Origin of the sequence: Cloacibacillus sp. (assembly GCA_036655895.1) — a bacterium.
Lineage (GTDB): Bacteria > Synergistota > Synergistia > Synergistales > Synergistaceae > JAVVPF01.
The window spans coordinates 15,232-30,350 of record JAVVPF010000027.1; the positions used below are offsets into that span (position 1 = coordinate 15,232).

General features: G+C 54.6%; 14 protein-coding genes. 9 read left to right on the top strand and 5 right to left on the bottom strand.

The window, feature by feature from the left end:
- Positions 1–212 precede the first annotated feature (212 nt).
- The 6 genes from RRY12_09245 (at position 213) to RRY12_09270 (ending at position 7,103) form a co-directional block, all read left to right on the top strand.
- Complete coding sequence (locus RRY12_09245; protein ID MEG2184851.1) at positions 213–1,349, top strand: ABC transporter permease; 1,137 nt, start codon at positions 213–215, stop codon at positions 1,347–1,349.
- A complete protein-coding gene (locus RRY12_09250; GenBank protein MEG2184852.1) occupies positions 1,350–2,279 on the top strand; it encodes an ABC transporter permease in 930 nt (309 codons plus the stop codon).
- Positions 2,280–2,363: 84 nt separating this feature from the next.
- Positions 2,364–3,443: a BMP family ABC transporter substrate-binding protein gene (locus tag RRY12_09255; protein ID MEG2184853.1), complete on the top strand. Its 1,080-nt coding sequence runs from the start codon at positions 2,364–2,366 to the stop codon at positions 3,441–3,443.
- A gap of 77 nt (positions 3,444–3,520) precedes the next feature.
- Positions 3,521–5,044: an ABC transporter ATP-binding protein gene (locus RRY12_09260; protein ID MEG2184854.1), complete on the top strand. Its 1,524-nt coding sequence runs from the start codon at positions 3,521–3,523 to the stop codon at positions 5,042–5,044.
- An 86-nt stretch (positions 5,045–5,130) separates the two neighbouring features.
- Positions 5,131–6,459, top strand: a complete 1,329-nt coding sequence (locus RRY12_09265) for an AAA family ATPase (GenBank protein MEG2184855.1) — start codon at positions 5,131–5,133, stop codon at positions 6,457–6,459.
- Positions 6,460–6,464: 5 nt separating this feature from the next.
- Positions 6,465–7,103, top strand: coding sequence for a retron system putative HNH endonuclease (locus tag RRY12_09270; GenBank protein MEG2184856.1), 639 nt, complete (start codon positions 6,465–6,467; stop codon positions 7,101–7,103).
- 143 nt (positions 7,104–7,246) lie between these two features.
- Here the strand turns inward: RRY12_09270 and RRY12_09275 are convergent, their stop codons facing one another.
- The 3 genes from RRY12_09275 to RRY12_09285 form a co-directional block, all read right to left on the bottom strand.
- On the bottom strand, positions 7,247–8,533 hold the full coding sequence (locus tag RRY12_09275) for a TRAP transporter large permease (protein ID MEG2184857.1): 1,287 nt from the start codon (positions 8,531–8,533) through the stop codon (positions 7,247–7,249).
- Positions 8,530–9,039, bottom strand: a complete 510-nt coding sequence (locus tag RRY12_09280) for a TRAP transporter small permease (GenBank protein MEG2184858.1) — start codon at positions 9,037–9,039, stop codon at positions 8,530–8,532. The genes RRY12_09275 and RRY12_09280 overlap by 4 nt, the downstream gene beginning before the upstream one ends.
- A 78-nt stretch (positions 9,040–9,117) precedes the next feature.
- On the bottom strand, positions 9,118–10,125 hold the full coding sequence (locus RRY12_09285) for a DctP family TRAP transporter solute-binding subunit (protein ID MEG2184859.1): 1,008 nt from the start codon (positions 10,123–10,125) through the stop codon (positions 9,118–9,120).
- 157 nt (positions 10,126–10,282) lie between these two features.
- On the opposite strand from RRY12_09285, the gene RRY12_09290 reads away from it, so the two are divergent.
- Positions 10,283–11,509, top strand: a complete 1,227-nt coding sequence (locus tag RRY12_09290; GenBank protein MEG2184860.1) for a PLP-dependent aminotransferase family protein — start codon at positions 10,283–10,285, stop codon at positions 11,507–11,509.
- Between the two features lie 78 nt (positions 11,510–11,587).
- Here RRY12_09290 and RRY12_09295 read toward each other — a convergent pair whose 3' ends face one another.
- Together RRY12_09295 and RRY12_09300 are read right to left on the bottom strand one after the other, a co-directional pair.
- A complete protein-coding gene (locus RRY12_09295) occupies positions 11,588–12,736 on the bottom strand; it encodes an ABC transporter substrate-binding protein (protein ID MEG2184861.1) in 1,149 nt (382 codons plus the stop codon).
- 123 nt (positions 12,737–12,859) lie between these two features.
- Positions 12,860–13,426 (bottom strand): sugar O-acetyltransferase, encoded by a 567-nt coding sequence (locus RRY12_09300; protein ID MEG2184862.1) that lies wholly within the window; start codon positions 13,424–13,426, stop codon positions 12,860–12,862.
- A 140-nt stretch (positions 13,427–13,566) separates the two neighbouring features.
- On the opposite strand from RRY12_09300, the gene sdaAB reads away from it, so the two are divergent.
- Both sdaAB and sdaAA read left to right on the top strand, forming a co-directional pair.
- Positions 13,567–14,229 carry an L-serine ammonia-lyase, iron-sulfur-dependent subunit beta gene (gene sdaAB, locus RRY12_09305; GenBank protein ID MEG2184863.1) on the top strand — a complete coding sequence of 221 codons (663 nt, stop codon included), beginning with the start codon at positions 13,567–13,569 and terminating at the stop codon, positions 14,227–14,229.
- Position 14,230: 1 nt separating this feature from the next.
- Positions 14,231–15,097 carry an L-serine ammonia-lyase, iron-sulfur-dependent, subunit alpha gene (sdaAA, locus tag RRY12_09310; GenBank protein MEG2184864.1) on the top strand — a complete coding sequence of 289 codons (867 nt, stop codon included), beginning with the start codon at positions 14,231–14,233 and terminating at the stop codon, positions 15,095–15,097.
- Positions 15,098–15,119: the final 22 nt, after the last annotated feature.

Here is a 15,119-nt window from a genome sequence, read left to right on the forward strand (position 1 = left end):
TTCGATGAAGACGCTTGCGCTGCTTGACGAAAAAATAACCGAATTTGAAAACGAAGGCAAAAGCTACCCGGAGACGATAATAGAAAACAGCCTCAAAGCAAGAGGCATAAAAAGCGCGGCCGACGCGGAGGCGCGGCTTGCCGCAAACGACGATAAACATTAAAAAAGCATGTTATAATTAACAAATAGACATTGCTGACGGAGGCTTTTTTATGATCAGATTCAGATTTGAACCCCGACTTTACAGCCATCCTTGGGTCAACGTCCTTATTCCGGCGGGGGCGGTCGTCTTTGGCCTCTTCGTCGGCGGCCTGCTCTTTGCGTGCCTCGGCGTGGACCCGATCCGCGCGTATACGGAGGTGCTGAAAGGCGCCTTCGGCACAAAATACGGCATGGGCGAGATAGTTACAAAGGCGATACCGCTTTCGCTCACCGCGTTGGGCGGCCTCATCTGCTACAAAATGCTTATATGGAACATAGGCGCGGAGGGGCAGCTCTGCTTGGGCGCGATAGCTACGGTCGCAGTCGTGCGTTATTTTTACGTCGATACGCTCTGGGTGATGTTCCCAATGATGCTTGTGGCTGCCATGATAGCCGGCGGCCTCTGGGGAATGACGGCAGGATTCCTCAAAGCGCGCTGGAACGTAAATGAAACGATAACCACGCTCATGCTCAACTACATCGGCATCAATCTAAGCGAATACTTCATCTACGGCCCGTGGAAAGACCCCACCTCAATGGGATTCCCGTTCACGCCGAACTTCCCCGACGCGGCGCGCCTCTGGGTGCTCACAGGCACGCGCATACACGCAGGAATATTTCTTGCGCTGGCCGCCGCCGTCATTTTTCAGATAGTTTTGAAGCGCAGCAAATGGGGATACGAAATAACCGTCATCGGTGAAAACCCGCGCGCCGCGCGCTACGCCGGCATCAACATCGCAAAGAACATACTGCTCGTCACCTTCATAGGCGGCGCAGTGGCTGGCGTCGCCGGAATGAGCGAAATGTCAGGCCTCTACGGCAGGATGAGCCGCGGTTTTTCCATGGGCTACGGCTACACGGGGATACTTGTCGCGTGGCTTGCGCGCCTTTCGCCCATATACGTCCCGCTCGTCGCCTTCCTCATGGGGCTGCTGCTCGTAGGCGGCGACACGTTACAGGTGGTGATGGGGCTGCCGCTTGCCAGCCTTCAGATATTGCAGGGGCTGATACTTTTTTCCGTGCTTGCTGCGGAGACGCTCTCTCGTTTTAAAATAACCATAGTCAACGTCAAAAGGGCCGGCGAACCGCAGCCTGAGGCCTTCATCGCGGAAGAAAAAATAACGCTTCCGCAGCAGGAGGGAAAATAGATGGAATTTATCACAGTAATACTTGCCGCAGCCATCAGAAGCGGTACGCCCGTGCTTTACGCCTGCCTCGGTGAAGTGATGTCGGAGCGCGCGGGCGTCATGAATCTGGGCCTTGAAGGCATCATGCTGGTCGGAGCCTACGCCGGTTTCTCCGTCACAATGAAGACGGGCAGCCCGTGGATCGGCCTGCTTGCCGCCTTTGCCGCGGGATGCGCCATCACCGTCATCCACGCCTTCCTCTGCATCACGATGATGTGCAACCAGGTTGTGAGCGGCCTTGCGATGGTGCTCGCCGGATACGGCCTCTCCGCCCTCATGGGACGCGAGGTCATCGGACAGACCATTCCGGGGCTTGCCGCGTGGAAGCTGCCCCTGCTTTCGCAGATACCGGTCATAGGCCCCATATTCTTTCAGCACAACGCGATGATATATCTTTCATATCTGCTCGTCGCCTTCCTCTGCTGGTTCCTCTTCAAGACGAGGCCAGGGCTCAACTGCCGCGCCGTGGGCGAAAACCCGCGCGCCGCGGACGCGATGGGCCTGCACGTCTCGGCCATAAGATATTTTTACAGCATCGCGGGCGGCGGTCTCGCGGGCCTTGGCGGCGGCTATCTTTCAGTAGTCTACGCGCAGATGTGGATAGAGGGAATGACGGCTGGCCGCGGCTGGATAGCGGTTGCACTCGTAATCTTCGGCCTCTGGAACCCTGCTCGCGCGGCAATAGGCGCCTATCTCTTCGGCGGCGTCGACGCGCTTCAGCTTCGCCTTCAGGCGATGGGCTCCACAGTATCGGCCTCGCTGCTTTTGACTCTGCCCTACATAATGACCATCGTCGTGCTCACAGCCGTCTCCATACGTTCCGGCAAAGGCCGGCTGCTAGGCGCGCCCTCCTCGCTTTCCATTCCGTTCCGGCGTGAGGAGCGGGAGTGAGCCATATAGAAAAATAAACAAACTTATGTTATTCTATCGAAATGTCAGCTAAGGCTGCATAAAATAAAAGGGGGAACCTTAAAAATGAAAAAGGCAGTTCTGCTTGCAATAGCGCTGGTAATGGCATTTTCAGCGTCAGCATTCGCCCTCGGCGCGATCAAGGTCGAGGATCAGAAACCGGCATTTATTTACGTTGGCCCGGCCGCGGACGGCGGCTACAACTACATGCACGACCAGGGGCGCAAGCTCATGGAAAAGAACAATCCCGGCCTCAAAAGCTCAATCGTTGAATCCGTTCCCGAAGGCCCCGACGCAGAGCGCGTCATGGAGACGGCCATCAGAAACGGCGCTAAAGTCATCTACGCCAACTCCTTCGGCTACATGGACCACGTCATCAACGTAGCGAAGCGCCACCCCGACGTCTATTTCAACCACTGCTCCGGCTATAAGGACGCCCCGAACGTCAGCACCTACTTCGGACGCATGTACCAGCCGCGCTACCTCTCCGGCCTCGTCGCAGGACGCGCAACGAAGAGCAACAACATCGGCTATGTAGCGGCCTACCCCATCCCCGAAGTCATCCGCGGCATCAACGCCTTCACCCTCGGAGTCCGCAAGGTCAACCCCAAGGCGAAGGTAAAGGTAGTCTGGATCTACACATGGCATGACCCCGCAAAGGAAAAAGAGGCTACAAAGGCGCTCTTTGACGCCAAATGCGACACAGTGGCCATGCACGCCGACACCGGCGGCGCGCCCAAAGCGGCCGAAGAGCTCGGCATGTGGGTCATCGGATACAACACGCCGATGGACAAATACGCCCCCACGCGCCATCTCGTCACGCCCGTATGGAACTGGGGCAAGTATTATGACTACTCAACAAAGGCCATCGCAAAAGGCACATGGAAATCCCAGCAGGTGTGGTGGAGCATGAAGGATGGAATGGTCGACCTTTCCAACTTCGGCAAAGCCGTTTCAGAGGACACGAAAAAGCTCGTAGCCGCTGAAAAGAAAAAGATACTTGACGGGAAATGGGACGTCTTCCACGGCCCCATCAAAGGACAGGACGGCAAAACTATGGTAGCCGCCGGACAGAAACTTACAGATAAAGATATGCTCTCGATGAACAAATTCGTCGAAGGCGTAGACGGTACCATCCCCAAATAAATCTTCACACATACCATACCAAGAGGGCTCTCTTACCAACGCGGGAGCCCTCTTTTTTCGACTGGAGGAGACATGCCATGGCGAACGAACAACTCGTCTCAATGCGTGGAATAGACAAAATATTTTACGGTCAGTACGCAAATCAGGGCGTAGACTTCGACCTCAAAGCGGGCGAAGTACACAGCATCCTTGGCGAAAACGGCGCAGGAAAAACGACGCTCATGAACTGCCTCTCCGGCATCTACATGCCCGACGGCGGCAGCATCTACATTGAAGGGCAGCCGGTCTTCCTCCCGAACCCGCGCGCCGCCATAGAGGCCGGCATAGGCATGGTGCATCAGCACTTCATGCTGGTGCCCGTCTTCACAGTCTGGGAAAATATCGTGCTGGGGCTGAAAGACCTCCCCTGCGTAATAAACAAAGAGACCGTCATAGCCAAAATACGGGAAATCTCCGATAAATACGGCCTCTCGGTCGACCCCGAAGCAAAAATCTGGCAGCTTTCAATAGGCGAACAGCAGCGCGTCGAAATACTAAAAATGCTCTACCGCGGTACAAAGGTGCTCATCCTTGACGAGCCTACCTCCGTGCTCACGCCGCAGGAGACGCGCGAACTCCTTAAAACTTTGAAAAATATGGTGGCTCAGGGCCACGGCATCGTGCTCATCTCGCACAAAATAGAAGAAATAATGGAAATATCCGACCGTCTCACGGTGCTGCGCCGAGGCAAAAAAATAACCACCACCGAAGCGGGCGGCGTCACAAAAGAAGAGATAGCTGAAATGATGGTAGGGCGCGCGCTTGAAGGCGCTGCGCTTTCTTTGGATAAAAAAGAACCGGGCGGCGTCGTGCTTGAGTGTTCCGCGCTCTGCGCGCGCGACGACCGAGGGGCCGCGGCGCTCAAAGGCGTCTGCATAAACGTCCGCGCGGGCGAGATACTAGGCGTAGCTGGCGTAGACGGCAACGGGCAGGACGAGCTTTGCGAAGTGATCGCCGGCCTGCGCGCGCCCGACGCGGGCCAGATCACCTTAAACGGCGCCGCCATCACCAACCGCACCGCGCGCGACCGCATAGCGGACGGCATCAGCTACATTCCTGCCGACCGCAAAGGCGTGGGCCTCGTCTCCAACATGAACGTCCCCGAAAACATGGCCCTCAAAGGCTACAACAGACCGCCGATGGAGAAAAACGGCTTCTTCCTCGACTGGAAATATATCGCGCAGTACGCGGCCTCCAGAGTGGCCGACTACGACGTAATCATTCCAACGCTCTTTGCGCCTGTGCGAGTCCTCTCAGGAGGCAACCTTCAAAAGCTGATGCTCTCGCGTGAAATAACGGAATCCACAAAGGTGATAATCGCCATGCAGCCCACCTGGGGCCTAGACGTAGGCGCCGCAGAATTTGTCCACAAACGTCTGCTTGCCGCAAGAGACGAAGGAGCCGCAGTCCTCCTCATATCAAAAGACCTGGAGGAGCTTACCCAGCTCTCAGACCGCATCGACGTAATGTACGACGGCGCAATAAGCGGCTCCATAGAAGACCCCCGCCACGCCGACATAGAAAAAATAGGCCTCCTCATGGCAGGAGTAAAAGTCGCGTAAATCAGACCTCCAAAGCAATACCGCCGTTAAACATTTAATGGAGGGAATGCTATAATTATCAAAATAAACAGGTGGAGGTAGACCCGATGAGGCTTTCTAATGTCTGCGTTAAGAATTTTCGCTGTTTTGAAGATATATCCCTTGACCTTTCTGGAAGTTTGACGATTCTTGTGGGTAATAACGGCGCGGGAAAGTCCGCGTTGCTTGATGCGATCGCCATAGGCCTTGGGGCCTTCACCGCAGGCATAAAAGATTTAAAAGCCAATTATAATATAGATAAAAACGATGCCCGCCATGTCTCTTATGCTGCTGGCGGCGCCGTCAACACAGAAGCGCAATATCCCGTCTCTGTAAGCTGCGTTGGCCGCGTTGAACACGACAAAACCACTTTAAAGTGGACGCGTTCTCTCAATTCTTCAGGAGGAAGCACGACGGTCAAAGGCGCGCGCGAAATAATAGAATACGCCTCAAGGCTGACTCTCAATGTCATGAAGAATACAGGCGAGCACGATGTGCTCCCTGTTTTTGGATACTACGGTACCGGACGGCTCTGGGCACATAAAAAAGCAAAGTGGGGAGCAGCTGGGCGCAAGAAAACCAGTCGTATAGACGGATACATAGACTGCCTTGCCGCCGAATCCAACGAAAAACTTATGTTGGAGTGGTTTGAAAAAATGACGCAAAAGGAACTCCAGGAGCTCCAACTTAATAACGGCGCGGCAAAACTTCCCATCTTTGAAGTCGTAAAGAGCGCGGTTAAACAGTGCGTGGAAAAAATATCTGATTTTCAAGATTCTGAAATACGCTACAACCTTGAATCCCAGTCTCTTGAACTGATATCCTCGGCCTCAAAAAACCGCCAGACATATTTGTTGACAGAGCTCAGCGACGGATATAAAAGCACGATCAGTATGATAGGCGACATCGCATACCGCATGGCGGTCCTAAACCCTCATCTTGAGGAAAAGGCACTGACGGCCGCGCCAGGCGTCGTTTTGATAGATGAGGTAGATCTGCATCTTCATCCGCTGTGGCAGCAGGTAATTTTAAGCGACCTGACTAGAATATTTCCTAAAGTACAATTTATAGTCACCACGCACGCTCCGTCGGTAATAATGTCGGCGAAAGACGCGCAAATCGTTGTTATTGAAAGAGAGGACCTTCACACGCCTCATTATGCCGTCTATGGCAGAGACGCAAACTCTATACTATGCGAACTTATGGGAGCAAGCGAACGTCCCTCTGAAATAAAATCACTGCTAAACAACTTCTATACGCAAGTTTCCGAAATGAAACTTGAAGAAGCGGAGGCAGTGTTAGAGCGCATCAAAACTGAGATAGGCGCCGATGACCCGGAAATAGCTAAAGCTGAAACCGTCCTCTTCTTTGAAAAATTTGAAAACACGGATAAATAGCGTGAATGCTGTACATCAAAAAGGGCAAAGAACCTGCGTCTCTCACGCAGTATAAAAAAACAGCCGGCGCAAACTATGATGGCTGCGGCAAAGATGACATCAAACAATCTTTGATGCAGGAGCAGGCGGGACTCTGCGCCTACTGTATGCGAAGGCTCCGCGCACCGAGCGAGATGCGCATAGAGCACTATGTTTCGCAGTCCGTCTCACCGGAAAAGGCGCTTTCATACCTAAACATGCTAGGCGTATGTTATGGGGGCGAGCGTGATGACGGCGGGCATGGAAAATGTCGATTGACATGTGACGCACACAGAGGCTCGCGGCCCCTTGCCGTGGATCCCTGGGACGAGGCCTCTATCAATAAGATAAAATATAAGTATGATGGAACAATATATTCTGAGGACCACGACATTAATAATGATTTACATCATACTCTCAATTTGAACAGCGACGCCGGCCCCCACAAGAAATCGCGCGAACAAGTTCTTTTGGCATTCATTGGTCAATTAAATACAAAGTTCGGGAAAAGCACCAGTTGGAACAAAGCGCGCCTTGAGAAAATGCGCAAAGAAATACTTGATGCGAACCCCAAACCTTCATATTGCGGCATATTGATATGGTTTCTTAATAAACATATCAAATAGGCGCACAAACCTCCAATGTATATAGGGGAGGCTGCTCTCTGCTATCATTTCAAGTTCGTCGGTCAAAGGCGCTTTCGCGCTAAACTGGATATCAGCAAAACTACTATTTCTAATGAAACGAGACAGGACGGAGTCGACGCGATTTATTTCATCATCATGCCCGGCAGCCATAGTATCGTCTGCGGGAATAGCATCAGCACTACCATGACGGCTATCAGTATGAGCAGCATCGGGAATATCTCGCGTACTACGTCGGCAAGCGGAGTTTTTCCTATGTTTGCCGTGACGAAGAGCAAAAAGCCGAAGGGCGGCGTGCAGAGGCCTATCATCATGTTGAGGCAGATGAGAACGCCGAAGTGTACCAGGTCTATGCCCACGGCGGAGACTATCGGTATGACGATCGGCAGAAAGACGTATTGGAGCACCGCCGTGTCGAGGAACATTCCGAGTATAAGAAAGAGCACGTTGACGCATATCAGCACGATAAGTTTTTGGTCTGTCATGCCGAGAATGAGGTCAGAGACCATGCCGGGGATGTTTTCTTTTACCACGACGTAGGAAAATACGGCGGCGGCCGCGGTCAGTATGGTTATTGAACCGGTGGCCGTTACGGAGGCCTTTACACTTATGCAGAATTCTTTGAAGCCGAGCACTCTGTAGGCGAAGACGGAGATTATGAGCGCATAGAGCGCGGCCACGGCTCCCGCCTCCGTGGGCGTCATGACGCCGGTGTAGATGCCGACAAGAAGTATGACGGGCGTGAAGAGCGCCGGCAGCGCGCGCAGCGTGAATCGCCAGAACTCAGAGCGTGTGAAGACGATGCCCTCCGGGTAGCCGCGTTTTTTCGCGATGTACGAGATGTAGAGTGAAAGCGCGCCCGCTATGAAGAAGGCGGGAAGCACGCCGCCAAGAAAGAGCGCGCCTACGGAGGCGCCGGAGAGCATCGCGTAGATTACGAATGGGATGCTAGGCGGGAAGATGGGGCCGATTATTGCGCTCGCCGCGGTGATGGCGCAGGAGAATGGCCTGTCGTAGCCGTTTTTGTCCATTGCCTCTATCTCCATTGTGCCTATGCCGGAGGCGTCCGCGATAGCCGAGCCCGTCATGCCGGAGAAGATCAGCGATACGAGCACGTTGACGTAGGCGAGCGCGCCGCGTCTGCGGCCTATGAGGGCGCGAGCGAAGTCGAACATGACGTCGGTCACCTTGCCGTTGTTCATTATGTTGGCGGTGAAGATGAAAAGAGGTATGGCGATGAGGACGTAGCTGCTGTACATCATCCCCATTATCTGTCCTACGACGAGTCCGATGTCGGCGCTGTTGTAGGCGAGGTAGAAGACGCCTGCGGCTATCATGCCGTAGGTGACCGGTATGTTCAGTATGAAGGTGAGCGCCATGACGCCTATTATTATGCCAAGGGAAACGCTCATTTCGCGCCCTCCTTTCCGTCGCAGCCCTGTGCCAGGCTGCGCGCCGCGCGCGCAATGTCAAGCGCGAGGTATAGCCCCGCGAAGAAGATGAAGAGCATTATCGGCGCGTAGACTACGCGGAAACTTATGCAAAGCGAGGCCGTCTTTTTTATTCCCATAAAGTCGATGTATTCAAGCGCCGGTTTAAATAAGAGGCAGAGCGAAGCAAGCACCAGCGCGTCGCCCGCTATGTCCATTGCGGCGCGCGTGCGCGGGCCGAATTTTTTGTAGATGAGGTCGAAGGAGACGTGGTCTTTCGTGCGGCTTGCGTAGCACGCGCCCATGACGGTGGTCCACATGAAGGCTATGACGGTCAGCTCGTAGCTCCAGCGGAACTGGAAGTCAAAGAGATACCGGCATATCACCTGTATGCAGAATACGACGAACATGATGATGAAGGTTACGCCGGGAAGATAGATGCCGATCACGTCTTCCAGAACGCCCCATAGTTTTTTTGCGAGCTTCACGAATTTGTCCCCTTAAATTTAAAAATTAAATCCGCAGAGACGCGCAGCCTCTGCGGAGCCGTTTATTTTTCTTTTACCTTATTTGCTCATTCCGATTATCTGTTTGTAGAGGTCCATGTCCCAATCCTGCGTGATGGATTTGTCGCTGAGATAGTAGGCGCGCACGCGCTTTTTGAAGGCGTTTACGTCGGGCTTCACGATTTTGATGCCGTACTTGTCCTGATATTTCTTAAGCAGCGCCTTTTCGTCGGCGACGGCGAGCTTTTCGTTGGCTATCATGCCCTTTTCAAAGGCTTTGACCACGGCCGTCTGCTGCGCCTGGGTGAGCCCCTGCCAGAACTTTTCGTTTATGGCGGGCCAAACGGCGCCTATCATGTGGCCGTTAAGCGATATCGTCTTTATGACTTCAAAGAAGGAGCCTTCGTCGATGCCGCCAAGAGGGTTCTCCAGGCCGTCAACTGTTCCCGTCTGGAGCGCCGTGTAAAGCTCCGAGAAGGCTATGGGGACGGGGTTTGCTCCAAGCGCTTTGCCGAGCGAGAGCCACGCGGAGGAGTTGGGCGTGCGGAGCTTGACGCCTTTGAGATCTTCCGGCTTCGTTATCGTCTTTGTGCTGCGCATCGCTATGTGGCGCGCTCCGATGTAGTAAGCCCCAAGCGGGCGGACGCCGACTTTTTTCGCTACATCGGCGAACATTTTTTTGCCGAGCGCGCCGTTCAGTACCTTATCCATGTGCGCCCTGTCGCTGAAGAGGTAGCCCGCCGCCATCATCTTCATTGATGGCATGTAGTCTGCAAGCCATGTGGCGTCGGTGTAGCACATCGTCGCGTTGCCTTTGATGACGGCCGGCAGTTCGTCGTCCTGGCTGAAGAGCTTGCTTGAGTCGAATATTTCAAGCGAGAGCGTTCCGCCTGAGAGTTTTTCAAGCTCCGGCTTCACTACGGTGTAGAGCACCTTTGTGTATGAAACGTTGGGAAGCGATACAGTCGTGAAGATTATTTTCTTTGGCGCGGCCCACGCGTTTGAGGAAAATGAAAAAAGAACCGCGGCGAGCACGGCGATAAAGATGAAAGAGTTTTTCTGTTTCATAAAAAGTCCATCCTTTGTTAAAAATTTTTGACGCTGTCACTACTATTCTATCAGATATTTTAGATACGGGGAAATGCCGGCGCAAAAAAGGGCTTGATGCCTGATGTCTATGCGCTATCATATAGTTTGAATTTATATATGAGCAGGAGGAATGCGTATGACACATCCATTCACATTTAAAAACCAACTGAGCGCGATGGCGAAGGAGCGTCTTGACCCGTCAGAGATAGGCGTAATGATAAAGCTTACGATAGAAAACGGGGCCATTTCATTTACCGCGGGAGAGCCGTCGGCCGACATATATCCGACGGAGGCGCTCAAATCGGCCTTTGCCTCGGTTTTTGACGAGACGTCGCTGCTTGCCTACGCCAAAGAGGACTTCGGGCTGCCTGAGCTGCGCGAGTGGATAACGCAGCGCATGAGGGCGGACGGCATGGCGCCCGATTGGGTGAGCGCCGAAAACATTCTGCTGACGAACGGAGCAGGCGAGGCGATAGAGCTGGTCGCGGAGACGCTCATCGACCCAGGATGCACCGTGCTCGTCGAAGCGCCGACCTTTACGGAGACGCTGCTTACCTTCCGCAAGCAGGGCGCAAACTGCGTCGGCGTCGCCTCCGACGACGACGGCATAATCCCCGCCGCTTTCGAGGCGGCGCTTAAGGAACGTCCAGTCCGCTTTCTATACACCATCCCGAATTTTCAAAATCCAAGCGGGCGCACCTCGCCGCTTGCGCGCCGCAAAGAGATACTTGAGATCGCGGCAAAATACGGCGTGCCCATCTTTGAGGACGACCCCTATCACTATCTGAGCTACGACGAAGAGCCGCCCGCGACCTACCTCGCGCTTGCCGGAGACGACAGGCGCGTCATCCACAGCAACAGCTTTTCAAAGCTGATAGCGCCCGGACTTCGCTGCGGCTGGGCCGTCGTGCCAGATGCCATCATCCCGCAGCTCAACGCCTTTCGCATAAGCGCGGGCCTGACGCGCCCCGCCATCCTACAGCAGGGGATAGTGAACTATTTGAAGGGCGTGGATTTTGCGCAGCGCGTGAAATTCCTGCGCGACACCTACCGCGTGCGCCGCGACGGAATGACGGCGGCGATAGAGCGCCACTTGAAGCCGCTTGGCATTAAGACAAATTATCCAAAGGGCGGCTTCTTCCTCTGGGGCGAGGCTGACGGCATAGACGATATGACCGCCTTCGCGCGCTTTGCCGTGACGGAAAAAAAGATAGGCATCATACCGGGCAGCGCCTTTTATACGCTCGACGAGGGCAAGAAGGACAAGCGCTCGTTTAGGATATCCTTTGCGAAGGTCGCGCCGGAGGTGGCCGAAGAGGGCGTGAGGCGTCTTGCGGAGGCGTTTAGGGAATACCGCGGATAAATTTTCAATAATATAGCGAACGGCATAAAAAAAGAGAGGCTTGCGCCTCTCTTTTTTGTAATAAATTTTGAGTTAAGACTACTTTGAGTCCGGTCTGATCTTCTTGAAGAATACGGCTTTGCCGTCCTTAGCTTCGAGGATGAAACCGTCCTTGTCTTTAGGATCGTGGAACTGGTCCATTGTAAGCTTTGTGTGCATCAGCTGGAGGCCCTTTGTATTTTCGAGAGCCTGGCGGACCTTCACGGGGTCTGTCGAGCCGGCGCGTTTGATTGCGTCTGCGAGCCAGTACACTGAGTCATAAGCCATGACCGCGTTCATGAATTCCTGGCATTCTGTGCCGGCCTGCTTCTTATACTTCGCGAAGAATTCCTTCAGAGCGGGGTCTTCCTTCGCAACGTGGCTGACCCAGTAGGTTTTCTTCATAGCGTCTTTGCCTGCGATCTCCCACATGAAGTCGCCGTAGCCGTCGCCGCCGATGATGGGAACGTTGATGCCCATCTCACGAGCCTGTTTGACTGCGAGGGGGAGGCATTTGCCCATTGTGGGGAGTACGAGCACTTCGGGGTTCGCCTGTTTGATCTTTGTGAGCTGTGCGCGGAAGTCGACGTCTTCGCCGCGGTGGCCTTCGTCGGCTACGATCTTGCCGCCGTAACCTTTGAAGCTGTTGGTGAAGTATTCACGAAGTCCGTGTGAATAGTCGCTCGATACGTCGTAAAGGATTGCCGCCGTCTTGGCTTTAAGGTCTTTTGCCGCGAATACTGCGAGGATCTTGCCCTGATAAGGATCAAGGAAGCATATACGGAAGTTGTAGGGCTTTACTTTTCCCTTTTCGTCGACTGTTACCTTCGGGTTTGTCGGCAGCGTTCCGATGTGGGACACTTTGCCCTGGTTGAAGATCGGCGAGGCCGCGATGCAGAGGCCGGAGCCGCTGGGTCCGATTGCAGCAACTACCTTGTCCTGCTGGACGAGGCGGCGGGCCGCGCTGACCATGTCTTCGTTACGTGTGCGGCAGTCATACATGACGACTTCGAGTTTCTTGCCGAGAACTCCGCCTTTGGCGTTGATCTCTTTGACGGCCATCTTGACGGCCTCAACTTCGGCTACGCCATAGGCGGCGAAGTCACCGGTGACTGTTGCAATTTCGCCGATTTTTATTGTGTCGGCGGCAACTGCGGGGAGTGCGAAGAACAGTGTGCAAAGTAATGCTGCTGCAAATAACTTGCGCATAGAACTACCTCCTCAGGGATTTTCCGTTTAACTAACGGTGTCGTAATTTTACCATAGCGAAGAAAATTATAACAGCCGTCTTTGTGATTTTAATATCAACTATTGATTGTGAATTTAATTAATTTAATTGATGCTTTTGATTATTCTGCATGGGTTTCCACAAGCCACGACCGCGGCCGGTATATCTCTTGTAACGACGCTGCCCGCGCCTATGACGGCGCCCTCTCCTATCGTGACGCCAGGCATGATTACCGCGCCTCCGCCTATCCACGCGCGGTCTCCGATAGAAACGGGCAGAGTGTGCGTGACAGGGTATTCAAATCCCTCCCATTTGTTCATTTTGCCCCAGCGCACGCCTGTGTCTGTCGGGTGCGAGGCGGTGTATATCTTTACGTCCGGCGCTATCAGCACATAGCTGCCTACCGTTATCGCCGCGTCGTCCAAAAAGGTGCAGTTCATGTTGATGAAGCAGTTTTCCCCAAGATGGATGTTATTGCCCATGATAGCGTTGAATGGAGAGCGCAGGTGGAGGCGCGCCCCGCGCGAGCCGAGCAGCTCCGTGAGCACCGCGTCGCGTTCCCGCCTATAGCCTTCCGGCATTGCGTTGAGGCGCAGCAAAAGCTCCGAGCAGCGGTGCATCTGCGCTATCAAAGCCGTCATGTCAAGTACGCTTTCATTTCTATCTTCCATGATTTTTCCCCGCTTTCACATACATTTACACATCCGATATTATAATCCGAACGGGCGTTTTTTGTCCGCGCCGCGTTGACCGCTTTGCACTCATAATATAAGATAAGGCCGTAAATGAGCTTATCGAATGAGGTGATGGAATGCCTGTTTGGGAAATAATCGGGCCTGTCATGATAGGGCCGTCGTCAAGCCACACGGCGGGCGCGGCGCATATAGGGCGCATCGTGCGGATGTGCTGGGGCGAAGAGGTGAAGCACGCGGACCTTTACATGCGCGGCAGCTTCGCGAGCACGGGCGCGGGGCACGGCACTGACAAGGCTCTCATCGCCGGGCTGCTCGGCATGGGGCAGGACGACCCCGACATACGCAGCGCAAAACAGCTTGCGCGCGAAGCCGGCATGGAATTTGCATTCTATACGGAAGAGGTCGCCGGCGCGCACCCAAATTCCGTGCGCATAGTCGTCACGGGAGGCGGACGCTCGATGGAGGCGGTCGGATATTCCATAGGCGGCGGCGCCGTCGTGCTGCATAAGCTGGACGGCTTTCAGGTGGACATCTCCTGCACTCTTCCCGCCATCATCATAATGAATAAAGACGTTCAGGGCGTAGTAAGCGCCGTCACGTCATACCTTTCGGCCCACAACGTGAACATAGCGACGATGAAGCTGCACCGAAACGCGCGCGGAGGACTTGCCACAATGGTGCTGGAGCTGGACTCAGGCGAGGAGCGCGTCGATACTGAGACGATGAAAAATCTGCACCCGGGCATAGTGCGCGTCATCGGGATACAGGGGGAGGCGTAAGATGCTTAAAGCTGTAGAAAAAATAGTAAACTTGGCCGCCGAAAAGGGGATGACCTTCCCTGAGGCGGTGCTGCTTCTTGATTCACAGGAGTCAGGCGTCGCGCAGAACGAAATACGCTTGCGCATGGCGGAGCGGCTTTGCGACATGCGCCGCTGCGTGCGCGAAGCCTGCGCGAACTCCGAGGCCTGCCGGCTCGAACCGCCGATGGGGCCGAAGCTGCGCGCCTATACCGGCTCGATGTCCGGCGACTTTCTGATGGCGGCATCTGCCACCGCGATGGAGGTGGCCTCCTACAACGCCGTGATGGGACGCATCGTGGCGGCTCCCACGGCCGGAAGCTGCGGCATCATTCCGGGCATGCTCTTTGCGTGGGAATTTTTCAGGGGCGCGGACAAAGATACGGACCGGCTGCTCACAGAGGCGCTGATAGTGGCGGGCGCCGTGGGCGAAGTGACCGCCTTTCGCGCGACGCTTGCCGGCGCCAAAGGCGGCTGTCAGGCCGAGTGCGGCGCGGCCGCGGCGATGGGCTCCGCCGCCCTCGCCTACCTTGAAGGAGGCACGCCGGCCATGAGCGCGCACGCGGCGGCAATGACCTTTAAATCAGTGCTCGGCCTCGTCTGCGACCCTGTGGGCGGCCTTGTGGAATGCCCCTGCATCAAGCGCAACGGCATTTTGATAGCAAACGGCGTTATATGTGCGGACATGGCGCTTGCCGGAATAGAGTCCGTCATTCCGCTTGACGAAGTCATAGATTCAATGGGGCAGATAGGGCGCATGATGGCCCCTGCGCTGCGTGAAACGTCGCTTGGAGGGCTTGCCGTCACGCCCACAGCGGCGGAACTTGTCAAAAATCTGGACCTGAATTGACTTTTAAGTCGCACTGGAGGCG